At 56.3% G+C, this 24,578-nt stretch carries 22 protein-coding genes and 2 pseudogenes; 20 read left to right on the top strand and 4 right to left on the bottom strand.

Features of this window, described 5'->3' with window-relative positions:
- The first annotated feature begins 247 nt into the window (after nucleotides 1–247).
- The 4 genes from cysJ to ACL2XJ_RS01405 all read left to right on the top strand — a co-directional run bounded on the left by cysJ (nucleotide 248) and on the right by ACL2XJ_RS01405 (nucleotide 5,652).
- Entirely contained in the window at nucleotides 248–2,053 is a 1,806-nt protein-coding gene (gene cysJ, locus ACL2XJ_RS01420; protein WP_413725433.1) for an NADPH-dependent assimilatory sulfite reductase flavoprotein subunit, read from the top strand.
- Complete coding sequence (gene cysI, locus ACL2XJ_RS01415) at nucleotides 2,053–3,753, top strand: assimilatory sulfite reductase (NADPH) hemoprotein subunit (protein WP_413725432.1); 1,701 nt, start codon at nucleotides 2,053–2,055, stop codon at nucleotides 3,751–3,753. Before cysJ ends, cysI begins: the two co-directional genes overlap by 1 nt.
- Before the next feature lie 13 nt (nucleotides 3,754–3,766).
- Nucleotides 3,767–4,501, top strand: a complete 735-nt coding sequence (locus ACL2XJ_RS01410; RefSeq protein WP_413725431.1) for a phosphoadenylyl-sulfate reductase — start codon at nucleotides 3,767–3,769, stop codon at nucleotides 4,499–4,501.
- A gap of 890 nt (nucleotides 4,502–5,391) precedes the next feature.
- Entirely contained in the window at nucleotides 5,392–5,652 is a 261-nt protein-coding gene (locus tag ACL2XJ_RS01405; protein ID WP_413725430.1) for a hypothetical protein, read from the top strand.
- 57 nt (nucleotides 5,653–5,709) lie between these two features.
- Here the strand turns inward: ACL2XJ_RS01405 and ACL2XJ_RS01400 are convergent, their stop codons facing one another.
- Nucleotides 5,710–6,765 (bottom strand): aminopeptidase, encoded by a 1,056-nt coding sequence (locus ACL2XJ_RS01400; RefSeq protein WP_413725429.1) that lies wholly within the window; start codon nucleotides 6,763–6,765, stop codon nucleotides 5,710–5,712.
- 260 nt (nucleotides 6,766–7,025) lie between these two features.
- On the opposite strand from ACL2XJ_RS01400, the gene cysG reads away from it, so the two are divergent.
- From cysG to ACL2XJ_RS01330, 14 genes are all read left to right on the top strand, one after another.
- Nucleotides 7,026–8,477: a siroheme synthase CysG gene (gene cysG, locus ACL2XJ_RS01395; RefSeq protein WP_413725428.1), complete on the top strand. Its 1,452-nt coding sequence runs from the start codon at nucleotides 7,026–7,028 to the stop codon at nucleotides 8,475–8,477.
- Nucleotides 8,478–8,487: 10 nt separating this feature from the next.
- Nucleotides 8,488–9,396, top strand: coding sequence for a sulfate adenylyltransferase subunit CysD (gene cysD, locus ACL2XJ_RS01390; RefSeq protein ID WP_203523820.1), 909 nt, complete (start codon nucleotides 8,488–8,490; stop codon nucleotides 9,394–9,396).
- Nucleotides 9,397–9,408: 12 nt separating this feature from the next.
- Nucleotides 9,409–10,836: a sulfate adenylyltransferase subunit CysN gene (gene cysN / locus ACL2XJ_RS01385; protein ID WP_413725427.1), complete on the top strand. Its 1,428-nt coding sequence runs from the start codon at nucleotides 9,409–9,411 to the stop codon at nucleotides 10,834–10,836.
- 2 nt (nucleotides 10,837–10,838) lie between these two features.
- Complete coding sequence (gene cysC / locus ACL2XJ_RS01380) at nucleotides 10,839–11,447, top strand: adenylyl-sulfate kinase (protein WP_132926148.1); 609 nt, start codon at nucleotides 10,839–10,841, stop codon at nucleotides 11,445–11,447.
- 64 nt (nucleotides 11,448–11,511) lie between these two features.
- Nucleotides 11,512–11,865, top strand: coding sequence for a DUF3561 family protein (locus tag ACL2XJ_RS01375; protein WP_132926150.1), 354 nt, complete (start codon nucleotides 11,512–11,514; stop codon nucleotides 11,863–11,865).
- Between the two features lie 157 nt (nucleotides 11,866–12,022).
- On the top strand, nucleotides 12,023–12,340 hold the full coding sequence (gene ftsB / locus ACL2XJ_RS01370; RefSeq protein WP_132926151.1) for a cell division protein FtsB: 318 nt from the start codon (nucleotides 12,023–12,025) through the stop codon (nucleotides 12,338–12,340).
- Nucleotides 12,340–13,062, top strand: coding sequence for a 2-C-methyl-D-erythritol 4-phosphate cytidylyltransferase (gene ispD, locus ACL2XJ_RS01365; RefSeq protein ID WP_132926153.1), 723 nt, complete (start codon nucleotides 12,340–12,342; stop codon nucleotides 13,060–13,062). The genes ftsB and ispD overlap by 1 nt, the downstream gene beginning before the upstream one ends.
- A gap of 28 nt (nucleotides 13,063–13,090) precedes the next feature.
- Complete coding sequence (gene ispF / locus ACL2XJ_RS01360) at nucleotides 13,091–13,567, top strand: 2-C-methyl-D-erythritol 2,4-cyclodiphosphate synthase (protein ID WP_413725426.1); 477 nt, start codon at nucleotides 13,091–13,093, stop codon at nucleotides 13,565–13,567.
- Complete coding sequence (truD, locus tag ACL2XJ_RS01355; RefSeq protein WP_413726836.1) at nucleotides 13,567–14,604, top strand: tRNA pseudouridine(13) synthase TruD; 1,038 nt, start codon at nucleotides 13,567–13,569, stop codon at nucleotides 14,602–14,604. The genes ispF and truD overlap by 1 nt, the downstream gene beginning before the upstream one ends.
- A gap of 191 nt (nucleotides 14,605–14,795) precedes the next feature.
- Nucleotides 14,796–15,557, top strand: coding sequence for a 5'/3'-nucleotidase SurE (surE, locus tag ACL2XJ_RS01350; RefSeq protein ID WP_132926156.1), 762 nt, complete (start codon nucleotides 14,796–14,798; stop codon nucleotides 15,555–15,557).
- Entirely contained in the window at nucleotides 15,551–16,177 is a 627-nt protein-coding gene (locus ACL2XJ_RS01345) for a protein-L-isoaspartate(D-aspartate) O-methyltransferase (RefSeq protein ID WP_132926158.1), read from the top strand. Before surE ends, ACL2XJ_RS01345 begins: the two co-directional genes overlap by 7 nt.
- A gap of 295 nt (nucleotides 16,178–16,472) precedes the next feature.
- On the top strand, nucleotides 16,473–17,645 hold the full coding sequence (gene nlpD, locus ACL2XJ_RS01340) for a murein hydrolase activator NlpD (RefSeq protein ID WP_413725425.1): 1,173 nt from the start codon (nucleotides 16,473–16,475) through the stop codon (nucleotides 17,643–17,645).
- Nucleotides 17,646–17,698: 53 nt separating this feature from the next.
- The gene (gene rpoS, locus ACL2XJ_RS01335) at nucleotides 17,699–18,688 is read left to right on the top strand and encodes an RNA polymerase sigma factor RpoS (RefSeq protein WP_132926162.1); all 990 of its coding nucleotides are present in this window, start codon (nucleotides 17,699–17,701) and stop codon (nucleotides 18,686–18,688) included.
- A gap of 272 nt (nucleotides 18,689–18,960) precedes the next feature.
- Entirely contained in the window at nucleotides 18,961–19,674 is a 714-nt protein-coding gene (locus ACL2XJ_RS01330) for a helix-turn-helix transcriptional regulator (RefSeq protein WP_132926164.1), read from the top strand.
- A 120-nt stretch (nucleotides 19,675–19,794) separates the two neighbouring features.
- Here the strand turns inward: ACL2XJ_RS01330 and mutS are convergent, their stop codons facing one another.
- On the bottom strand, nucleotides 19,795–22,359 hold the full coding sequence (gene mutS / locus ACL2XJ_RS01325; protein ID WP_413725424.1) for a DNA mismatch repair protein MutS: 2,565 nt from the start codon (nucleotides 22,357–22,359) through the stop codon (nucleotides 19,795–19,797).
- A 102-nt stretch (nucleotides 22,360–22,461) separates the two neighbouring features.
- Here mutS and ACL2XJ_RS01320 point away from each other — a divergent pair.
- Nucleotides 22,462–23,394 (top strand): annotated as a pseudogene (locus ACL2XJ_RS01320) (tyrosine-type recombinase/integrase).
- A 102-nt stretch (nucleotides 23,395–23,496) separates the two neighbouring features.
- On the opposite strand, the pseudogene ACL2XJ_RS01315 reads toward ACL2XJ_RS01320, so the two are convergent.
- Nucleotides 23,497–23,628, bottom strand: a pseudogene (locus ACL2XJ_RS01315) (IS3 family transposase); the annotation flags it as partial.
- A 161-nt stretch (nucleotides 23,629–23,789) separates the two neighbouring features.
- On the opposite strand from ACL2XJ_RS01315, the gene ACL2XJ_RS01310 reads away from it, so the two are divergent.
- Entirely contained in the window at nucleotides 23,790–23,960 is a 171-nt protein-coding gene (locus ACL2XJ_RS01310; RefSeq protein ID WP_413725423.1) for a hypothetical protein, read from the top strand.
- Here ACL2XJ_RS01310 and ACL2XJ_RS01305 read toward each other — a convergent pair.
- On the bottom strand, nucleotides 23,957–24,574 hold the full coding sequence (locus tag ACL2XJ_RS01305) for a Fic/DOC family protein (RefSeq protein ID WP_413725422.1): 618 nt from the start codon (nucleotides 24,572–24,574) through the stop codon (nucleotides 23,957–23,959). The genes ACL2XJ_RS01310 and ACL2XJ_RS01305 overlap by 4 nt on opposite strands.
- Nucleotides 24,575–24,578: the final 4 nt, after the last annotated feature.

Genomic DNA, 24,578 nt, shown 5'->3' with positions numbered 1-24,578 from the left:
TTTGCCCGGCGCATGTCCTGGATTTTCGTCGCTTGCGGCCACTTCGCCCTCCCTTTTTGCCGGAGCGGACAGGGGGTTATTACTTTAATCGATAAGTTTAACCGAAATTACTCTTTAGGCTATTTGGTTATTTATTATTGCCATCGCATCTTTTATAGATTGCATCACACTGGGTAACCTTACAAACTCTAACGATCCCATAATAAATGCCCGGCTAACCCGGTAAGCATAAGGAAATTCAGCAGCAATGACGACTCAGGCTCCACCCACTTCTTTGCTCCCGTTGGATCCGGAACAATTGGCCCGTTTGCAAGCCGCCACCGGCGACCTCTCACCCTTGCAAATGGCCTGGCTATCCGGTTACTTTTGGGGGCAGGTCCAGCAACCGGTCACGGCGGTAGCCGCCGCGGCGCCGGCCCAGCCCAAGGCCCAGTCCGTCACGTTGCTGTCCGCCTCGCAAACCGGCAATGCGCGGCGGCTGGCCGAACAGCTGCGGGATGCCCTGATAGCCGCCCCGCTGGATGTCAATCTGGTGAACGCCGGCGACTATCGATTCAAGAATATCGCCCAGGAAAAGCTCCTGGTGATTATCGCCTCCACCCAGGGCGAGGGGGATCCGCCGGAAGAAGCGGTTGCCCTCTATAAATACCTGTTTTCGAAAAAGGCGCCGCGCCTGGATGATACCCAGTTTGCCGTATTCGGTCTGGGGGATACCTCATATGAGCATTTTGCCAAAATCGGCAAGGATTTTGATCAGCGCCTGGCGGAGCTCGGCGGGCAACGGCTGCATGACCGGGTTGATGCCGATGTGGAATATCAGGCCGTGGCGGAAGCCTGGCGCAAGGATATCGTAGCGCTGCTCAAAGAGCGGATCCCGCGGGAAAGCCCGGCGGGGCAGCAACAGACCCTGAGCGGCGCCCTGGACCAAGTGGATGCGACGCCTTATACCAAAGAGCAGCCGCTGGCGGCGACGCTGTCGGTAAATCAAAAAATCACCAGCCGCCGGTCGGTAAAAGATATCCGGCACCTGGAAATTTCGCTGGGGGATTCCGGCCTGCGTTATCAGCCGGGCGATGCCCTGGGCGTCTGGTTTGAAAATGACCCGGCCCTGGTGGATGAGCTGTTGGAACTGCTGTGGCTCAAAGGCGAGCAGCCGGTGCAGGTGGACGGCACGCTGATGCCCCTGGCGGAGGCCCTGCGCGGCCATATTGAACTGACCCAGAATACCACCGTCATCGTGGAAAAATACGCCGCCCTGGCCCGTGATGAGGGATTGCTCTCCCTTACGGCCGATAAAGCCGCGCTGCAGCACTATGCCCAGACCACGCCCATCGTGGATATGGTCCGGCAAGCGCCGGCGGAGCTGACCCCGGAGCAGCTGCTGGGCTTGCTCAGACCGCTGACGCCGCGCCTCTATTCCATCGCGTCGTCACAGGCCGAGACGGAAGACGAGGTGCACATTACCGTCGCCGCCGTGCGTTATGAGGTGGACGGACGGGCCCGCGCCGGCGGAGCGTCCGGATATCTGGCGGATCGGCTGGCGGAAGATGGCCAGGTGCGCGTTTTTATCGAGCATAATGATAATTTCCGCCTGCCCGAGAGCGGCGACACGCCGGTCATCATGATTGGTCCCGGCACCGGCATCGCCCCGTTTCGCGCGTTTATGCAACAGCGTGAAGCGGATGGCGCCACCGGCAAGAACTGGCTGTTTTTCGGCAACCCGCATTTTACCGATGATTTCCTGTATCAGGTGGAATGGCAACGCTATAAAAAAGAGGGATTGCTCACCCGGATAGATCTCGCCTGGTCCCGGGATCAGGCCCAGAAAATTTATGTCCAGGATCGGTTGCGTGAGCAAGGCGCGGAAGTCTGGCGCTGGCTCCAGCAGGGCGCGCATATTTATGTTTGCGGCGACGCCAATCATATGGCAAAGGACGTCGAGCAGGCATTGCTGCAACTGGTGGCCGAACACGGCGGCATGGATACTGAACAGGCCGATGAATTTTTAAGTGAACTGCGCGTTGAGCGCCGTTATCAGCGGGACGTCTATTAATGAGTGAAAAAAAACCTTCCCCGCCCCTGTCCGATAATGAGCGGATAAAAGGGCAGAGCAATTTTCTGCGCGGTACCATCGCCGAAGATCTTAACGACACATTAACCGGCGGATTTACCAGTGATAATTTCCAGCTGATCCGCTTTCACGGCATGTATCAGCAGGATGACCGCGATCTGCGCGCCGAACGGGCCGAGCAGAAGCTGGAGCCGCTTATCAATATGATGCTGCGCTGCCGCCTGCCGGGGGGGATTATCACCCCTAAGCAATGGCTGGCCATCGATGAGTTCTCCGCCTCGGATACCCTGTACGGCAGCATTCGTCTCACCACCCGCCAGACCTTTCAGTTCCACGGCGTGCTTAAGCCCCATTTGAAGAAAGCGCATCAGATGCTGCACCGGCTGGGACTGGATTCCATCGCCACCGCCGGCGACGTTAACCGCAACGTGATGTGCAGCGCCAACCCGGTGGAATCTGTGCTGCATCAGCAAGCCTATGAATGGGCGAAAAAAATATCCGAGCATCTGCTGCCCAGAACCCATGCCTACGCCGAAGTTTGGCTGGATGGTGAAAAAAGCGAAACCACCGATTCCGAACCGATTCTCGGGCCCGCTTATCTGCCGCGCAAGTTCAAAACCACGGTAGTTGTACCGCCCCTGAACGATGTGGATGCCTATGCCCACGATCTTAACTTCGTAGCCATCAGCGAACAGGGGCAATTAGTCGGCTTTAATGTCCTGGTGGGGGGCGGCCTGGCCATGACCCATGGCGATACCTCCACCTATCCCCGCGCCGCCAGCGAATTCGGCTACATTCCGGCGGAGCACACCCTGGCGTTCGCCGAGGCGGTGGTGGGCGTCCAGCGCGACTGGGGCAACCGTTCCAATCGCAAAAATGCCCGCACCAAATATACCTTGGAACGGGTGGGGGTTGAGGCGTTCAAAGCGGAAGTGGAAAGGCGCACCGGCATTCAATTCGAACCCATCCGCCCTTATCATTTTACCGAACGGGGCGATCGTTTCGGCTGGGTCAAAGGGGTGGAAAACCGCTGGCATCTTACCCTCTTTATTGAAAACGGCCGTATACTGGATTATCCGGACCGATTGCTCAAAACCGGGATGGCGGAGATCGCCCGTATCCATAAAGGGGATTTCCGGCTGACCGCCAACCAAAACCTGATTGTCGCCGGCGTGGCGACCCGTGATAAAGCCAAAATCGAAGCGCTGGCACGGCAATACGGTCTGATCAATGACGACGTGACCCTGCAGCGCAAGGCCTCAATGGCCTGCGTGGCGTTTCCGACCTGTCCGCTGGCCATGGCGGAAGCGGAGCGTTTTCTGCCGGGGTTCGTGACCCAAGTGGAAGGGATCATGTCGGCCCACGGACTGGCGAACGACGAAATCATTTTAAGGGTGACCGGCTGCCCCAACAGCTGCGGCCGTTCCATGCTGGCGGAAATCGGCCTGGTGGGCAAAGCCGTCGGCCGCTATAACCTCTATCTGGGCGGCGATCGCAGCGGTGTGCGTATTCCGCGCATGTACCGGGAAAATATCACCGACAGCGAGATTTTAAAGATTATTGATGATACGACCGGCCGCTGGGCCGCCGAGCGCCAGCCGCAGGAAGCCTTTGGCGATTTTGTCTTGCGTGCCGGAATCGTCAAGCCGGTTATCGATCCGGCCCGCGACTTCTACGATTAACCCGGGGGTTTCTATGACCGAACTGAATCTGAACAGCCTTAACGCGCTGGATAAGGCGCAACAGACGGAGGCCCTGGCCGATATCAACCTTCGGCTGGAGGCGCTGACCGCCGAGCAGAGGGTGGGCTGGGCGCTGGACAACCTGCCGGGGGAAGTGGTGCTGTCGTCCAGTTTCGGCATCCAGGCGGCGGTGTGTCTGCATCTGGTCACCCGACAACGGCCGAATATCCCGGTGATCCTCACCGATACCGGTTATTTGTTCCCGGAAACCTATCAGTTTATCGACGCCCTGACCGAAAAATTGCAGCTTAACCTGCAGGTCTTTCGCGCACAGCTGTCCCCCGCCTGGCAGGAAGCCCGCTACGGCAAGCTGTGGGAGCAGGGGGTGGAAGGTATCGAGCAATATAACCAAATCAATAAAGTCGAGCCCATGAACCGGGCGCTGAGCCAGCTGCAGGCGCAAAGCTGGCTGGCCGGCCTGCGCCGGGAGCAGTCCGGCAGCCGCGCCAGCCTGCCGGTGCTGGCTATCCAGCGCGGCGTATTCAAGCTGCTGCCGATTATCGACTGGGATAACCGCCAGGTGTACCAGTATCTGAAGCAGCATGGCCTGGATTACCATCCGCTGTGGGAACAGGGTTATCTTTCGGTGGGGGATACCCACACCACACGCAAATGGGAGCCGGGTATGAGCGAAGAGGAAACCCGCTTTTTCGGCCTGAAGCGGGAATGCGGCCTGCACGAGGGCTGAGTTCGTGGTAAAACCTGCCGTGCAGACTTTTCAAGGGATAAGTTGCAGGTGTGTTGGCAATACTCGGCTTATCCATGAGCCTTGCCCCTATCGGGGCCGCGACGAATCGCGTTCAAATCTGTTCCCGGCAGATTTGTCGCGGCGTCGCCGCCTTCCTGCAACTCGAATTAGTTTGGGTATATTAATAAATCCCGCTAATCTATTTATAGGTTTAAATTATTGCAGAGCCTTGGTGGCGAATTATTCAGCATGCTGAAGTATGATAAATCTTTGTTTAAATATAACTGACTGAAACAAATCTAAGAATAAATATATTTTTATGTACCTTGGTTTTACCGGTCATTCATCATGACCTCATGTAAATTAATATGTCGCTATTCATAATTGTACGATAGTTAAAATCGGCATCTGCGTATCCTCTTTTCCCCAAACCCCGCCTAACGGCCTTATTTGTGACAGGCAGATGAATTTTTCTGGTCTTATATTTGCTGATTGTTTCCCGCTGCTGCCAGTTGTGCTGCAATATCTATTGAAAACCCATGATTTTCTTAATATCTTATCTTGTGATGCGACAGAACGCCCATTCATCCGCCTTGCCAAGTCTGACACAAATCATACTTAATCCTTAATTTCTTCATGATTTTTACGCAGAACTTACATTACAAGGGATTATTTTTCTTTAAGGGAATAATAACGCCACTAAATAGTCTGTCTTTGAATAAAATATCAGAAAACCTCAAAGAAAATTGTTACCCGGACGAACTTTTCAACGCGCCGGATTACCTTCATTTTTAACGCTAGCGGCCAGACGGATAAATGACGCCATGCCGGCATGCCGCACTACGTTGGCCATTATCGTTTAACATTCATTCAATCTGACGGGTTATATCATGAACATAAAATTTTGTCTCGCCGGCGTTTTCATCGCTATACCTATTCTTTTCTCAGACGTGGTCTTCGCCGATCCCATCGTCGCTCCGTTCTGGACCGGCAATATGATGGATGATTTCAAACGGCCCAAACCCGCGCCGGTCGTCACCGCAAGCCAAAAGACCGCCGCCGCTCAGCCGCAGGCCTCAAAGATGAGCGGCGAGGTGAAAACGGGCATGGGCGCGCCTTTCTGGTCCGGTAACGCCATTGGGACTAAATAATCCCCCGGTAAGCGTAAGTTAGCCGGCGGCGGGCGAAGCACGCACCGTTGCCGGCGATTATCCCTTGGGCTTATCTGCCCCGGTGAGTCTTTCCAGCATCGGTCCGAGCAGCGCCAAGCTATCCCGGGCGCGTTTATCCATTTGGCCGGTGAGGTGGCGATCCAGGTAGGTCAGATTATCGAGGGGACTCTGGTAACGCACCATGCCGTGGGGGAAATTGCGGCTGACGTTGCGTTCACGGCATCGGTTTCCGGCGATGCCCGAACCGACATCCAGTACCGCGAAGCCGGCTTTGGCGAAGGGCAGGGCGTCGGTGCTGCATTCGGCGGCGGCGCGGATGCCGGTATTGAGTATCAACGGAATGCCCGCCTGGCGCGCCCGGGTTCCCAGGTCTTTCACCAGCCCCAGCAGACGGCTGTCGCCGCTGTCCGGACTGTAGTCCACCCGCAGTTTTTCGCCGCCGATCAGGCTATCAAGATTAATCACCAACAGGGTATTGCGCTTTTCCTGCGGCGTCATCCGCTGCAGATAATCCTCGGCCCCCAGTGTCTCGGGTTCGCCGGCGCTGAGCGCCACGAAACGCACCCCTACCGCGAGGGGAACCGGCCCGAGCCGCCGGGCCAGATCGAGCATGACGCCGAGGCCGGAGGCATTATCGTCCACCCCCTGCAAGGTCAATCCCCCAAGATTGTTATTCAGATCGCCGTCGCTGCGCGGCATAAACGTATCTGAATGGGCAATGACCAAGATTTCGCCGCCGGTGGCGCCGGCTTTGGCGGCAATCACCGAGGTGGCGGAAATCTTGCGCCAGTCGGCCTTGCCGTCGCTGCCATGAAATTGGTATCGGGTATTAAAGGTACGCAGATTGCTTTGGTAACCCATCTGCGCCAGGCGCCGCTGCAGGTATTCCGCAGCCATCAATTCAGCCGGACTTCCCGCCATGCGCCCGGGGAAATAGGTGGCGATATAGCGCATCTGCTCTTGCGCATAATGGTCTGGCGCCGCGAAGGCCGGCAGACATACCGTCAGCAAACCGCTTAAGCCCAGAACGAGCCTGGCGCGCTTACTGTGGCCCACGAACCTGGTTCGCGTAATGCGACCGAGGTGAAACATAAACCTTTTCCTTGTTAATCGATGCGGCTGTCTGTATTGCCGCTACTCACTGGGTATAGTATGTAACGCCCGCAGGGCTAACACAATTTGTACCCTCCGGCTTATGGCGCTTACCGCACGATTGGTTGCGCTTCGGCGGCCGTATGTCAATTGCAGCGTTATTCCATTAAAGCAAATGTAATTCCAATTAAGAATTTAATAGAACCTATCTGCAAGACGTATAGTCATTTTATTGCTAAGTCACATCGTTAAAGGTTGCCGTGGATTATTTACCTCTGTTTGCCGATCTCAGGCAACGCCCTGTGCTGGTTGTCGGCGGAGGCGATGTCGCCGCGCGTAAAATCCAATTGCTGCTGCGCGCCGGCGCGCAGGTCAGGGTGGTCGCGCGCCGGCTGTCGCCCGAACTGGAACAACAGGCGCAGTTGAAGGCTATCCACTGGCTTGGCCAGGAATTTTCCGAAGATATGCTGGAGGGCGTTTTCCTGGCGATCGCCGCCACCGATGATGGGGATCTCAATGCCGAGGTCTTTGCCGCGGCCGATAAGCGCCAGATATTGGTCAATGTGGTGGACTGCCAGCCCTTATGCTCCTTTATTTTCCCCTCCATTGTCGATCGGTCGCCGATAACCGTCGCCATCTCCTCCGGCGGGAAAGCGCCGGTGCTGGTGCGTATCCTGCGGGAAAAGCTGGAATCGCTGCTGCCGTCGTTCCTCGGGCCGATGGCGGATATTGCCGGTGCCTGGCGTGAACGGGTCAAACGGCATATCCCTTCGGTTGCCGGGCGCCGCCGTTTTTGGGAAAAGGCTCTTGAAGGCCGCTTCGCCACCCTGGTGGCGCAGGGGCAGCTTGTTAATGCCGAGGAGGTCTTGCAACAAGGGCTGACAGCCAATGCCGAAGAAGCGCTGCAACAGGGCCTGACCGCCGAAGCAGAAGCCGGGGGCGACGTTGCGCTGGTGGGGGCCGGCCCCGGCGATAGCGGGCTGATGACCCTGCGCGGCCTGCAACTGATTCAACAGGCGGACGTGGTACTGTTCGATAACCTGGTGAGCGAGGACATCCTGGAACTGGTGCGGCGCGATGCCGAGCGGATTGCCGTGGGCAAACGGTGCGGCGCCCACTCCATGGCCCAGGAAGAGATCAATCGGCTGCTTATTCTTCATGCGCGGCAGGGCAAACGGGTGGTGCGCCTCAAAGGCGGCGACCCCTTTATATTCGGCCGCGGCGGCGAAGAGCTGCAGGCGGTGGCCGCCGCCGGCATTCCATTCCAGGTGGTGCCCGGCGTGACCGCCGCCGCCGGTGCCGCCGCCTACGCCGGCATCGCGCTGACCCACCGGGATCATGCCCAAAGCGTGACTTTTATCACCGGCCATCTGCGCCCCGGCGGCGAACAGCTGGATTGGCCGGCCCTGGCCCGCGGCCGGCAAACCCTGGCGATTTATATGGGCGTGATGAAAGCGGCCGAAATCAGCCGGCAGCTCATCAAACACGGCCGATCGCCGTTCACGCCGGTGGCGGTTATCGGCCGCGGCACCCGGCCGGATCAGCAGGTTTTCACCGGCACGCTGGAAAAACTCGCTGACCTGGCGCAACAGGCGCCGACACCGGCCTTGCTGATTATCGGCGAAGTCGTCTCCCTGCATGACGAAATCGCCTGGTTCGGACAAACAGCTTTAGCGGCGCAGAAACGCGCGTCGTTGGTCAATCTGGCTTGAGGATGTAAATATGGATCAACAACGACTCACTCATTTGCGGCAACTGGAGGCGGAAAGTATCCATATCATCCGTGAAGTCGCCGCTGAATTCGCTAATCCCGTGATGATGTACTCCATCGGCAAAGACTCGTCGGTGATGCTGCATCTGGCGCGCAAGGCGTTCTTTCCCGGCACGCTGCCGTTCCCGCTGCTGCACGTGGATACCGGCTGGAAATTTCGCGAAATGTATGAGTTCCGGGACTATACCGCCAAAGCCTATGGCCTTGAATTACTGGTCCATCGCAATCCGGATGGGGTCGCCATGGGGATCAATCCCTTTATTCACGGCAGCGCCAAACACACCGACATCATGAAAACCGAAGGGCTGAAGCAGGCGCTGAATAAATACGGTTTCGATGCCGCCTTTGGCGGTGCGCGGCGCGATGAGGAAAAGTCCCGCGCCAAGGAACGCATTTACTCCTTTCGCGATCGCCTGCACCGCTGGGACCCGAAAAACCAGCGTCCTGAGCTGTGGCGCAACTACAACGGCCAAATCAACAAAGGGGAAAGCATCCGGGTATTCCCGCTCTCCAACTGGACCGAGCTGGATATCTGGCAGTACATCTTTTTGGAAAATATCGAAATCGTGCCGCTTTATCTGGCTAAGCCTCGTCCAATCCTGGAACGCGACGGCATGCTGATGATGGTGGACGACGACCGTATCAATTTACAACCCGGTGAAGTGATTGCCCAGCGGATGGTGCGTTTTCGCACCCTGGGCTGCTGGCCGCTCACCGGCGCGGTGGAATCCAACGCCCGCACCCTGCCGGAAATCATTGAGGAGATGCTGGTGGCCACCACCAGCGAACGGCAGGGCCGGGTAATCGACCGCGATCAATCCGGATCGATGGAACTGAAAAAGCGTCAGGGTTATTTTTAAGGAGCCATCGCCATGAATGATGTAATCGCTAAACAAATCGCCGAGCAGGGCGGTGTGGAGGCCTACCTTCACGCGCAGCAGCATAAGACCCTGCTGCGTTTTCTCACCTGCGGCAGCGTGGACGACGGCAAAAGCACCCTCATCGGCCGCCTGTTGCATGACACCCGGCAAATTTATGAAGACCAGCTCTCCACCCTGCATTCCGACAGCAAACGCCTGGGCACCCAGGGGGAAAAGCTGGATCTGGCCCTGCTGGTGGACGGCCTGCAGGCCGAGCGCGAGCAGGGTATTACCATTGATGTGGCGTACCGGTACTTCTCCACCGAAAAACGCAAATTCATCATTGCCGACACCCCGGGACATGAACAATATACCCGCAATATGGCCACCGGCGCCTCCACCTGCGATTTGGCGGTCCTGCTGATTGATGCGCGCAAGGGCGTCTTGGATCAAACCCGGCGGCACAGCTTTATCAGCACGCTGCTGGGGATCCGCCATCTGGTGGTGGCGGTAAACAAGATGGATCTGGTGGACTACGATCAGGCGGTTTTCGAACGGTTCAAACAGGATTATCTGCTGTTCGCCGAAGAGCTGCCGGTGGACTTGAGCATTACCTTTGTGCCCATTTCAGCCCTGGACGGCGATAACGTGGCGCAGCCGAGCCGCACCATGCCCTGGTATAAAGGCCCGACGCTGCTGGATGTCCTGGAAACGGTGGAAGTGATTCATCTGGACGAACAGCAGCCGATGCGTTTTCCGGTGCAGTATGTCAACCGCCCCAACCTGGATTTCCGCGGCTATGCCGGCACCGTCGCTTCAGGCGTATTGCGGGTCGGCCAGGCAATCAAAGTACTGCCCTCCGGCGTCACTTCCACCATTGCCCGCATTGTCACCTTTGACGGCGATTTGACCGAGGCCTGGTGGGGCGAGGCGGTGACCCTGGTTCTGGCGGATGAGGTGGACATCAGCCGCGGCGATATCATCGTGGATGCCAAAGAGACCCTGCAGCCGGTGCGTAACGCCAGCGTGGACGTAGTATGGATGACCGAGCAGCCGCTGGTGGCGGGGCAAAGTTTCGATATTAAAATCGCCGGTAAAAAGACCCGGGCCCGGGTGGAGAACATCCAGTACCAAGTGGAGATCAACAGCCTGACGCAGCGGGTGGCGGACAGCCTGCCTCTTAACGGCATCGGTTTGGTGGAACTGGCCTTCGACGAGCCGATGGTATTGGACAAATATCCGCATAACGCCGTAACCGGCGGCATGATTTTTATCGACAGGCTGAGCAATGTCACCGTCGGCGCCGGCATGGTGCGCGAACCGCTGGCGGACGTTTACCGGGAGCCGGCCCTTTACAGCGAGTTTGAACTGGAACTGAACGCTTTGGTCCGCCGACATTTTCCCCACTGGGGCGTCCGTGATTTAATGGGGGGAAAATAGCCATGGCGGACCCGGCGGAAGAGAATATCGTCTGGCACGATCATCCCGTGGCGCGGGAAGATCGCGAGAAACTGCACCGGCACCAGGGCGTGGTCATCTGGTTCACCGGCCTGTCGGGATCCGGTAAATCCACCCTCGCCGGCGCTCTCGAGCAGGCATTGCACCGGACGGGTGTAAGCACTTATTTATTGGATGGTGACAATGTCCGCCACGGTTTATGCCGGGATCTGGGTTTTAACGACGCCGACCGGCGGGAAAATATCCGCCGGGTGGGGGAAGTCGCCCGCTTGATGGTGGATGCGGGTCTGGTGGTGCTGACGGCGTTTATTTCGCCCCATCGCGCCGAGCGGCGCATGGTGCGCGATATGCTGCCGGCGGGACGTTTCATCGAAGTATTCGTGGATACGCCGCTGGCGGTGTGCGAAGCCCGGGATCCGAAGGGGCTGTATAAAAAAGCCCGCGCCGGCAAGCTGCCTGATTTCACCGGTATCGACTCGGTTTATGAAGCGCCGGAACAGCCTGAAATTCATCTGGACGGCCAACAATTGGTAACATATTTGACCGACCATTTATTAGACCTGCTGCGCGGCCGCGTTATTATCAAACCCTGAGATATCTTGTCGGCTCTGCGTCTCGGAGCATGCCGGTGTATTTAGAGCCCAGGGATTAAGATGTATGCTGAATGTTACCCAGTCCAAGCACGTCATACCCGTTACGGTGAAGCCTATCAGCGCCCGTGGCGGTGAACGCGGAACCGAGGAGCCGGCCTATGGTTTCTGGGGCGCCATGGCGGGTTTTCTCTTTTATTGGGTGGCCTTCGCCGTGCCGATTATGGTTTATGGCGCCAACGCCCTGTTTTTCCTGCTCTACACCTGGCCGTTCTTCCTGGCGTTGCTGCCCCTGTCGGTCCTGATCGGTATTATTATCGGCACCCTGCTGGCGGCACGGGTCTTGCTGATGATACTGCTAAGCGGCCTGTCGGTATTCAGCCTTTTCTGGCTGGTTTTCTCCTTGCTCACCGGCTGGTAATGGCCGTTTTGAGTGAGTTCCGGTAACAAATGGTAAATAGCCATCGTCAATCAGGGCGGAAAAACGTCTTTTTGCCGGTTTTGCACGTCATTTTATCGGCTGGAGTGGAGTCCGGTCACAAGTTATGGGATGATTGCGCAGTCTATCAGGGGGCGGAATGGGTAAACTAACGCTGCTATTACTGGTACTGCTTGGCTGGCTGCAATATTCCTTGTGGCTTGGAAAGAACGGTGTTCATGATTTAGTCCGGGTTCAGGACGACGTTTCGGTCCAGCAGGGCAGTAATGCCAAGCTTAAAGCGCGCAATGATCAGCTGTTTGCTGAAATCGACGATCTCAACGATGGCCAAGAGGCCATTGAAGAACGATCGCGCAATGAACTCGGCATGATAAAGCCGGGGGAAAGTTTTTATCGCCTGGTGCCGGATCAATCCAAACGCCAGCCGGCCGCCCCGATTTCACAAGATAATCAATAATGGCCTCTGAAGTTTTCCCCGATGTTATCGCCATCTTGCCGGCCGCCGGTATCGGCAGCCGCATGCAGAATGACTGTCCGAAGCAGTATCTCACCATCGCCGGTAAAACCTTGCTGGAGCATGCCGTTGAGGCGCTGCTGCGCCAGCCTTGCATCCGCCGGGCGATCGTGGCGGTGAGCGCGGACGATCGGCGCTTCGCCCGTCTGCCCCTGGCGGATAATCCGCGGGTGAGCCGGGTCATCGGCGGCAAGGAGCGGGCCGATTCGGTGATGGCCGCCCTGGACCAGGCCCATGGCGCCGACTGGGTGCTGGTACACGACGCCGCCCGCCCCTGTCTGCACCAGGACGATCTGGCGCGTTTGCTGGCGATTACCGCGTCCTCCGTCGTCGGCGGCATTCTGGCGACGCCGGTAAGGGACACCATGAAACGCGCCGGTCCCGGCGGCGCCATCGATCATACCGTGGAGCGCCGGGATCTCTGGCACGCACTGACGCCGCAATTATTCCCGCTGCCGCTGCTCAAGTCCTGCCTTTCCCGTGCGCTGAACGACGGCGCCGTGATCACCGATGAAGCGTCGGCGCTGGAGCATTGCGGTTACCAGCCGCTGCTGGTGCCCGGCCGTTCGGACAATATCAAAATTACCCGCCCGGAAGATCTGGCGTTGGCGGCATTCTATTTTTCCCGATTGTTATCCCCCTCGTTGCAAAACGCGCACTTTTAACGCGCCCGCATAAAAAGGAGAACCGTTAATGCGAATCGGTCATGGTTTTGATGTGCATAAATTCGGCGGGCCCGGCCCGCTGGTTATCGGCGGCGTCCGCATACCCTACTGCCAGGGCCTGTTGGCGCATTCCGATGGCGATGTGGCGCTGCATGCCGCCACCGATGCCCTGCTCGGCGCCGCGGCGCTGGGGGATATCGGCAAGCTGTTTCCGGATACCGATCCGGCGTTTAAAGGCGCCGACAGTCGGGTGCTGCTGCGGGAGGCCTGGCAACGCATCCGGGCCAAAGGCTACCGTCTGGGCAACATCGATATCACCCTTATCGTCCAGGCGCCGAAAATGGCGCCGCATATTCCGCAGATGCGCATCAATATCGCCGAAGATCTCGGCTGTCATATGGACGAGGTCAGCATAAAGGCCACCACCACCGAGCAATTGGGGTTTACCGGCCGGGGCGAGGGCATTGCCTGCGAGGCGGTGGTCTTGCTGCATAAAACCCTATGATGGATTTCCAGACACTGTACCGCCTGCATGGCGAACCGGCGGCGAGCGGCCTAATCAAGGCCCGCCCGGAGGATTTCCTGGTGCAGGAAGACCTGGGCTTCGAGCCGGACGGTGAAGGGGAACACGTTCTGGTGCGCGTGCGCAAACAGGATTGCAATACCCCTTTCGTGGCGCAGGCTCTGGCGAAATTCGCCGGCCTGCCCGACCGGGCGGTGAGTTATGCCGGCTTGAAAGATCGCCATGCGGTGACCGAACAATGGTTCTGCCTGCACCTGCCCGGCAAGGAAACGCCGGATTTCAACGTCTTCCAGCTGGCGGGATGCACTGTCCTGCAAACCCACCGCCATCGCCGAAAACTGCGCATCGGCACCCTGAAGGGCAACTGCTTCACCCTGGTGCTGCGCGACGTCAGCAATCCCCCGGCGGTTGAGCAACGGTTAACGGCTATCCGCAGGGACGGCGTGCCGAATTACTTCGGCAGCCAGCGTTTCGGCCATCAGGGCAACAATATCGCCCAAGCGCTGCATTGGGCCCGTGGGGAAATTCACGTCAAAGATCGCGCCAAACGCAGCTTTTATCTCTCCGCCGCCCGCAGCGCCCTGTTCAACGCCGTGGTGAGCGAACGGCTGTCCCGCTTGGGGCGCTGGCATCTTATGAGCGGCGACGCGCTGCAGCTGGCAGGCCGGGGCAGCTGGTTTGTCGCCACTGACGACGAACTGCCCTCCCTGGATGCGCGCGTGCGGCAAGGCGAGCTGAACATCACCGCGCCCTTGCCGGGAAACGGCGAGCCGGGCACGGTGCGTGAAGCCTTGCTGTTTGAGCAAGCCTGTCTGGAGCGCCAGCCCGACCTGCTGGCGTTGCTTGTCCGCGAGCGGGTAGAACCGGCCCGCCGCGCCATGCTGCTCCATCCGGCGGACATGCAGTGGCGCTGGCATGACGACGCCACCTTGCAGCTGTCGTTTGCGCTGCCCGCGGGAAGTTTCGCCACCAGTGTGGTGCGTGAATTGCTGGACGCGCCGCTGGAGGGCGCCTGGTGATCCCGGCCGCGGCGAATTTTACGTAACGGCCTGAACTCCAGGCTTCACCACCGTGGCGTTTCATGCCATTATTGCTTTTATTCCCAGCCTGCTGCCGTTCATTGATAACCTCAAGGAACAGGCTGGTTTTTGCGTCCTATGGGTGGACGGCGCGTTATTCACTATTAATAATTAATAAAGCCAATCATGATATGCGCATATTGCTAAGTAATGATGATGGAGTCCATGCCCCCGGCATTCAAACGCTGGCGGTTGCCCTGCGTGAATTTGCCGACGTGCAGATTGTCGCGCCCGATCGCAACCGGAGCGGGTCGTCCAACTCGTTGACGCTGGATATGCCGTTAAGAACGGTTAAGCACGCCAACGGCGATATCGCGGTACAGTCCGGCACGCCTACGGATTGTGTTTACCTCGGCGTGAACGTCCTGATGCGGCCGGTGCCGGAGATCGTGGTATCGGGTATCAATGCCGGCGCGAATCTGGGGGACGACGTCATCTATTCCGGTACCGTTGCCGCGGCTATGGAGGGACGGCATCTGGGGTTCCCGGCGCTGGCTATCTCCCTCAACGGCGAACGACATTACGATACCGCCGCCATGGTGGCCTGCCGCCTGATCCGGGCGTTGGCGCAGGAGCCGCTGCGCACCGGTAAAATCCTTAACGTCAACGTACCGGATCTGCCGTTGTCTTCACTGAAGGGCATTAAGGTGACCCGCTGCGGCAGCCGACATCCCGCCAATCAGGCCATCGCGCAGCGGGACCCCCGCGGGCACGAAATGTTCTGGATCGGGCCGCCGGGGGAAACCTTTGATAACGGGCCCGATACCGATTTCGCCGCCATTGAGCAAGGCTTTGTTTCCATCACGCCGCTGCAGGTGGATTTGACCGCCTATTCCGCCCAATCGGTACTCACGTCATGGCTGGCTAAAGCGGAGGTCAGCGGGAAATGGTAAACCGGCGCACGCAGACACTGATAGCTCAACTCAGGCAGCAAGGCATCCAGGATGAGCGGCTGCTGCAGGCGATAGAAACTGTCCCCCGGGAACGCTTTATCGATGAAGCCTTCGAGCACAAGGCTTACGATAATACGGCCTTGCCCATAGGCTCCGGCCAGACCATCTCCCAGCCTTATATCGTCGCCCGCATGACCGAGCTGCTGCGCCTGCAGCCCACCTCCAGGGTCTTGGAAATCGGCACTGGATCAGGCTATCAGACCGCGATTCTGGCCCACCTGGTGCAGCATGTCTGCTCGGTGGAGCGCATAAAAAAGCTGCAATGGCAGGCCAAGCGCCGCCTAAAACAGCTGGATCTGCATAATGTCTCCACCCGTCACGGCGACGGATGGCTGGGCTGGCCATCCCGCGGACCCTTCGACGCCATTATCGTTACCGCCGCGCCGCCGGAAATACCTTCCGCCCTGATGGCGCAATTGGATGAGGGCGGCATTATGGTGTTGCCGGTGGGAGAGGATACCCAGGACCTGACCACCGTTCGCCGCCAGGGCGGCGAATATCTGGTGGAAACCGTGGAAGCGGTTCGTTTCGTGCCGCTGATTAAAGGGGAACTGGCGTAACGCCGCCCTGGCGATAGATTAGCGAATTTCATGTATCAGTCCTTGACCTTCCCCGATGCTAACGGAGCGGACCTGTCCCCCCTTTGCCACTATCGCCTTTTTTTAAACTTCTATACAACTGGTGTATGGCACCCTCCGCCTTATATTGCTAGCATTGACAACAGAATGTTTGTTTTCGGAAAGCGCTGAAAATACTCTCATTCATGGGGTCATGAGAGGTAATTGGATGTATAACGTTAGTGTCTAGCATGTTTGGAATGATAATTGGCGTTGCTGCCATAGGGGAGAGATGAGCATGGGAAGCCCAAAATGCTATTGGCGCCGCGTTGCGGTTTGTGCAATGGCGGGCAGTATCGGGTTGGCCGGTTGCGCCAGTAATGAATCTTCAGCACCCATCAGCAGCGTGGGCGGCGATAATAACGGCGAAATGACGACTCCGCCACCCCCGTCGCAAATGTCGATGCCGATGCCGGTTCAGCAAAATCGGGCCGCACCCGTCAGTGGAATCAACACCCCCCAGCAAGGGAATTATGTTTATAACCGCAGTTACAATACCATTCCCAAAGGTTCCTATGCCGGCGGCTCCACGTACCAGGTAAAGCGGGGCGATACGCTGTTCTATATCGCCTGGATCACCGGTAACGATTACCGCGATTTGGCAAAAAGAAATAATATTCCGGAACCTTATGGGTTAAATGTTGGTCAAACATTACAGGTAAGTAACGGAACGGCACCCCTTACCGGTAGCACAGCTGTAGTAAGTAACGGAACGACATCACCTCAACCCGGTAGCGGAGCCGTAACGGGTGGCGGCGGCATGCTGGCAGGCACCTATAATCGGCCGATCAGCGCAGGCGCCAATGTCGTACCAAACCCGCCGTCAAATACGAAAATGGTGAGCACGGGTATTGATTCCCAAGCAAACAATGCGTATTCTGACGATTCAGGTAAACAGAATGTAGGGAAAATGTTGCCCTCAAACGGCAGCAAAATGTTACCCTCATCTGGCGCTGTTGTGACCACCACTGTCACGACTACCGCGCCAGTTACCGCCCCAAGCACGACGTCAGGCGCTGTTTCGTCTGGCAGCACTGCGATAGCCGGCTGGCGCTGGCCGACGGACGGGAAAATCATCGACAGCTTCTCCGCGGCAGAAGGCGGAAACAAGGGCATCGATATTTCCGGTTCACGCGGACAGCCTGTGAAGGCTACGGCAGATGGCCGGGTTGTTTATGCCGGCAACGCGCTGCGAGGGTATGGTAATCTGATAATCATCAAACATAATGATGACTATCTGAGTGCTTACGCCCATAATGATACGATGCTGGTCCGGGAACAACAGGAAGTGAAGGCGGGACAGTCTATCGCTACCATGGGTAGTACAGGAACCAGCTCAGTAAGATTGCATTTTGAAATTCGTTACAAGGGGAAATCCGTAAACCCGCTGCGTTATCTTCCGCAGCGATAAATTGGTCGGAATATTTCGGTATTCTGTCCTGGGATCACGGGTAGGAGCCACTTATGAGCCAAAATACGTTGAAGCTTAACGAGTTACATGAAGATGCTGAATTCGATGAGAATGGTGCTGAAACATTTGACGAGAAGGCGCTGGTAGATGAGCCCGCTGATAATGATTTAGCGGAAGAAGAGCTGCTTTCTCAGGCAGCAAGCCAGCGAGTGCTGGATGCTACTCAGCTTTATTTGGGTGAGATCGGATATTCGCCGCTGCTTACCGCTGAGGAAGAAGTTTATTTTGCCAGACGTGCACTTCGGGGTGATGTTGCCTCACGGCGTCGGATGATTGAAAGTAACCTGCGGCTGGTGGTGAAGATTGCCCGTCGTTACGGTAATCGCGGACTTGCCTTACTGGATTTGATTGAGGAAGGCAACCTCGGCCTGATTCGTGCGGTAGAGAAATTCGATCCTGAAAGGGGATTCCGTTTTTCTACTTACGCAACCTGGTGGATTCGGCAGACTATTGAACGGGCGATCATGAATCAAACCCGTACCATTCGTTTACCAATCCATATCGTAAAAGAACTGAACGTTTATCTGCGTACCGCCAGAGAACTGTCGCATAAACTGGATCACGAGCCAAGCGCGGAAGAAATCGCCGAGCAGCTTGATAAACCCGTTGATGATGTCAGTCGCATGCTGCGGCTTAACGAGCGGATAACATCAGTTGATACCCCGCTGGGTGGGGATTCCGAAAAAGCGCTGCTGGATATCTTGTCTGACGAGAAAGACAGCGGGCCGGAAGATACCACTCAAGACGATGACATGAAACAAAGCATCGTGAAATGGTTATTCGAACTGAATGCCAAACAGCGCGAAGTGCTGGCCAGACGTTTCGGTTTGTTAGGCTATGAAGCCGCTACGCTTGAAGATGTCGGTCGTGAAATCGGTTTGACCCGCGAGCGCGTTCGTCAAATCCAGGTTGAAGGGCTGCGTCGACTGCGTGAAATCCTGCAAGGGCAGGGGCTGAACCTCGAGGCACTTTTTCGCGAATAATATCCGTGAATTTGCCCGGCGCGCCACATAAAAACGGTGGGATGTAAATCCCACCGTTTTTTATTGTGCCGCCGCACATGGAACCTTCAACGGTGGCATGTTTGGTCAGCGTGTGTCCTCCCGTCTCCTGCACAATTTTTATACGTTGTTTACACGACGCTAAAGTTTGAGCAGGTCCTACTCTGTTGAATGCCATCAATGTGAGTATTGTTAACTTTACCCAATGGAAAAGTAATTTCTTTGAGTCGTTTAACAATCTGCAGGAGGCCTATATGGAGCAGCAAAACACACCGGGGAATGGATGTTTAACGATTGATTCATTGAGTAAAATTCCCATCATCTCGATGATGGAACATTCGACAATCCCCTGGGCGATAAAAACTAATGATTCTCGTTTTGTTTACATCAATGAATCGTGCATGGATTTTTTTAATATCCCGGCTGGGTTTGACTTTGAGGGGCGGCTTGATGAGGAATTTCCAACCAAATGGTCCGAACAGGCCCCTGAATATAAGGCGCATGATAGAAAGGCCGAGTCCAGTAAAGAGGGTGCGGAAATCATCACGACATCCTATTTTGGTCGCGATTCCATACTAGAGCCGTGGTACTGTCCAAAATTTCCTATATACAATCACGATGGAGAGGTTATCGGCAGTATTTTTTATGGTAAAAAATTTAACTTTCTTTCAGTGTGCGATTTTTTCAATAATCTAAAGCCATCCATAATCACATTGACTCCTCCAGACAATATTTTTACTGAAAAGGAACTCGATGTAATTTTTTATGCAACTCAAAAACTTACATCTAAAGAGATTGCCGGCAGATTGTGTCTTTCAGCCAGAACTGTCGAGAACAGATTGGGTGTGATCTATAGCAAAATCGGCGTCAATTCCTCACAAGGGCTCATTGAATACTGCCAAAATTCCGGGTTAAGCAGCTATGTCCCCAAAAAAATCCTCAGGCAGGGTGTGGATTTTTTTTGGTAAAAGAACAGAAGGTTTAATTTTAGCCCGCCCCGAGCGGGCTTTTGAATTGTTAAGGCTGAACCTGTGACGTCGGGAAGCGGTGGCGGGAGTCATGCCACCGCCAAAAACACAGTAATATGATTACAGCATTCCCTTCAGCCGGTAGAGCCACTCCAGGGCCTGGCGCGGAGACAGCGCGTCGGGATCCAGTTCGGTCAGTGCCGTCACTACCGGCGATATCTCTTCCGGCTCCGGCTGCAGCAACGAGAGCTGTGAACCATCCACTGTACCGGTGGCGGCGTGGACAGACAGGTTTTCCAGCTCCTTCAGCTTTTGCCGGGCGCGTTTAATCACTTCCCGCGGCACCCCCGCCAATGCCGCCACCGACAGGCCGTAGCTCTTGCTGGCGGCGCCGTCCTGTACGGTATGCATAAACGCAATGGTCTCTCCCTGTTCCAGCGCGTCCAGATGCACATTCACCACCCCTTCCATTTTTTCCGGTAGCTGGGTGAGCTCAAAATAATGGGTGGCGAACAGGGTCATGGCCTTGATGCGGCCGGCGAGGCTCTCGGCGCAGGCCCAGGCCAGGGAGAGCCCGTCATAGGTAGAGGTGCCCCGGCCGATTTCATCCATCAGCACCAGGCTTTGCGGCGTCGCGTTATGTAAAATATTCGCCGTTTCGGTCATCTCCACCATAAAGGTGGAACGGCCCGAGGCTAAATCGTCCGCCGCTCCCACACGGGTGAAGATGCGATCCACCGGACCGATGACCGCCTGTGCGGCCGGCACAAAGCTGCCGATATAGGCCATCAGCACAATCAGCGCGTTCTGCCGCATATAGGTGCTTTTACCGCCCATGTTCGGACCGGTAATAATCAGCATCCGCCGCTGGGCCGACAGCGCCAGCGGATTGGCGATAAAGGGTTCGCTCAGCACCTGCTCCACCACCGGATGGCGGCCGGCGGTGATTTTGACGCCGGGCACGCTGGTGAGGGTCGGGCAGACATAATCCAGGGTTTCCGCCCGTTCCGCCAGATTGCTCAGCACGTCCAGCTCCGACAGCGCCGCCGCGCTTTGCTGCAATGCCGCCAAATGGGGCAACAGCATATCGAACAGCTGATCGTAAAGCGCCTTTTCCAGCGCCAGGGCTTTGCCTTTGGACGTCAGCACCTTGTCTTCGTACTCTTTAAGCTCCGGAATAATATACCGCTCGGCGTTTTTAAGCGTTTGCCGGCGGACATAATGGATCGGCGCCTGGCGGCTCTGACCGCGGCTGAGCTGAATATAATAACCGTGCACGGCGTTGAAGCCCACCTTCAGCGTGTCCAGGCCGGTACGTTCCCGCTCCCGCAGCTCAAGGCGGTCCAGATAGTCCGTGGCGCCGTCCGCCAGCGCCCGCCACTCATCCAGTTCCGCATTATAGCCCGGCGCGATGACGCCGCCGTCCCGCACCAGTATCGGCGGCGTTTCCACCACCGCCCGTTCCAGCAGTTCTTTCAGGTCGGTAAACAGCCCGGTTTGCCCGAGCAGCAGCCGGATATGTTCGTTGTCATGCCCGGCGAGCACGGCATGGATTTCCGGCAACTGCTGAAAAGCATGGCGCATGCGTCCCAGATCGCGGGGACGGGCGGAGCGGAGCGCCAGGCGCGCCAGCACCCGTTCCAAATCCCCCACTTGCCGCAGCAGGGGCTGCAGCTCGGCATAACACTCCTGAAGGGCCTGTATGGTTTGCTGGCGATGGGTCAACACGGCGATATCCCGGGTGGGCATATGCAGCCAGCGTTTCAGCATGCGGCTGCCCATAGGCGTCACGGTATGATCCAGAATATCCGCCAGCGTATTATCGGTTCCGCCGCCGAGATTCTGGGTCAACTCCAGATTGCGGCGGGTAGCGGCATCCATCACGATACCGTCCTGCTGGCGCTCCAGGGTGACGGCGCGGATATGCGGCAGACTGGTACGCTGGGTATCCTTAGCGTACTGCAGCAGGCAGCCGGCTGCCCGCAGGGCCCGCACGGCGCGCTCGATGCCGAAACCGTTCAAATCACGGGTGCCGAACTGCAGATTGAGCTGCTGGCGGGCGGTTTCCAGCTCGAATTCCCAAATCGGCCGCCGGCGCAATCCCCGCCGATGCTCAATCAAACCCATTTCCGAAAAGGTCTCCGGATAAAGCAGCTCCGCCGGGTTGGTGCGCTGCAGCTCGGCGGCCATGGCCTCGCTATCCGCCGGCTCGCAAACCAGAAAACGTCCGGAGCTGATATCCAGGGTGGCATAACCGTAGCTTTGCTGGTCATGCCATACCGCCGCCAGCAGGTTGTCCTGGCGCTCGCTCAGCAGGGCTTCATCGCTCAAGGTGCCCGGCGTCACGATCCGCACCACCCGACGCTCCACCGGGCCTTTGGTAAGGGCAGGATCGCCGATTTGCTCGCAGATGGCCACCGATTCGCCGAGCTGAACCAGCTTGGCCAGATAGGTCTCCACCGCATGATAAGGTACGCCGGCCATGGGAATCGGCTCGCCGGCGGATTGTCCCCGCCGGGTCAGGGAAATATCCATCAGCTGCGACGCCCGTTTGGCGTCGTCAAAAAACATCTCGTAGAAATCCCCCATCCGATAGAACAACAGGATATCCGGATGCTGCGCCTTCAGGCGCAGGTACTGCTGCATCATGGGTGTATGGCTGTCTAAATCTTCTGTGGTACTCATGGAGTTATGATATCCATTTCTCTGTTTTTCATGAAGTTAGTGATGATGATTGTTCTCATGAATTATCACTTATAGCGTAGCGCCCATGATAACGGAGTCTTTATGGCAGGGAAACAAGCGGGGACGCCTCTTTCGTCAAAAGCGATAGAAATGATGAAACCTACAGATAAAGATAAGGCTGATACCGGTGAAAACCGTGGCCTGCGTGTCGGTTGCGGTTCGACCGGCGTCAAAACCTTTTTTTACCGTTATACCGGCCCACTGATCAATAAGCTGACCCAGGTCAAAATCGGCAACTTCCCGCACACGTCACTGGCCGTGGCGCAAAGGTTCAGGCTGGCGGTCTTCTAAGGGAACTCACGCTGGCATACGAGTTTGCCATTGGCTTAGGGTGCTTGGAAGAAAGTTTTGCTAATCCGACCTTGCTGGCAAAATCAAGTTTACGGCAGACCAGAATCAAGCTCACCTGTGGGGGTGGCACCCGGGTATTGAGCGAGAGCGAGTTGGCTAAGTTTCTTAAATGGCTGCCGGGATCAGCCTATGCTCCCACCATTAAAAATGTATTGCGCTTGACCTTATGGACGGGATACCGAACGGGCGAAGTGTGCAATATGGCCTGGGACGACGTGGATCTTGCTAAAGGGACCATGCATCTTCGGGAAACCAAGGCCGGGGTAGAGCGCGATGTACAGTTATCCACCCAGGCTATCGATTTCCTGAAAATTTTACGCCTTAACTCCAATAAATATCTATTTCCCTCGCAAGCAACCAAGCTGCCTATTCAGCAGAAGTACCTGACGGAAAACTCATGGCGTTTGCGTGAGTCAGATCAAATGCTGGATATTCCCCCCCCATGACTTGCGGCGCACCGTTCGTACCGGATTGTCTCATTTGCAATGCCCGAATGAAATTGCCGAGGCAGTGCTGGGGCATACGCGTGGCGGGGTTGAAGGGATTTACAACCTGTATAAGTATGGCGCCGAGTGCAGGAAGTGGTTGCAGGTATGGGCGGATTATTTGGATAGCGTGGCATAAGGGATATATCTGATTTGTACTGACTCGTAATTAATCTGACAGCCTTGCTACTCTGGGTCCAATCAGATCTGACAGTCAGCTTAGTGAATCGCCACGGATCATTTAGACACTTTCGAGCCGTTGATAATATTGATGTTCATATTCCGCCGGTGACATCTGATCGCTCGAGCCATGCCGACGCTTACTGTTATAAAACATTTCGACGTAATCAAAAATATCGCTCCTGGCTTCTTCCCCCGCTCAGTTGCTGTGCATGTGTAATAGCAAGCAAGATGATCAATCGCATACTCTGCATCTAACCAACATCCTTTTTCATTGAAAAAAATGCCGACACATCAGCATCGTTTTTAGCTTATAATATGTGCTTGTGGTAAGTCGTTAGCACGGGAGTTGTGATGAGCAGTAGTAAAAAAGTGGTGGGATCTTATACCAAACCCTCACGCGAACAGATTGTCCGTTCGGTGGTGACCTCGACGGCAATCGAAACAGGCCGGTCTTCGGAGCAAGTTGAGGCCTCCCTCAACGCCCAGCGCAAAAAATTCGCCCATCTTCGTCTAGGAGATTAAGCGTTTTCCAGTGCTTTGCTAACCCAATATTTTATCGGCTCATAATTCATGGACATGCCTGCATGAATGGCTGATATGTATTGGCTTTTGTTTTGCTCCCAGCTTTGATAATCCAATGGATTAAACCCTCCCTGCACCGCCATAACGTCAGCCAGTAGCCGCGATAATCGTCCGTTGCCTTCCCTGAACGGATGGATGAGTATCAGCTCGACATGGACAATGGCGATCGCTTCAGTGACGTGCTCTTTGTCCATCCCCGAGCGGGGAGTGTATTTGGCGAGGTATCTTATTTCGAACTCATTCAATAATTTCGGTACTTGGGCTGAAGGCGCAAACATAAAGCCGCCTTTACTGATATTCACCGTTCTTTCTTGTCCTGCCCACTCATAGATGTTCTCTAGCCAGCGCCGATGCCAGCTTTTTATCATGGCAACGGTTATTCGCCCAAGGGGGAATTGCTCTTCAAAAATAGTCTGATAAAATTTTTCCAACAGAACCAATTCCGCGCCGTCAATTTCATCAGGATTGGAAATCCCCAGCTTGTTTGCCAAGACCTGTTCGCCAGAGCCTTCGGCAAACTTTCCTTCGCTGTTGGAAACATCATATCGGTTCATTGGG

It is taken from the genome of Sodalis sp. RH16 (assembly GCF_047324245.1).
Lineage (GTDB): Bacteria > Pseudomonadota > Gammaproteobacteria > Enterobacterales > Enterobacteriaceae > Acerihabitans > Acerihabitans ligni.
The sequence above is the reverse complement of the archived record's forward strand: the minus strand, read 5'-3'. Positions and strand labels throughout refer to the sequence as shown.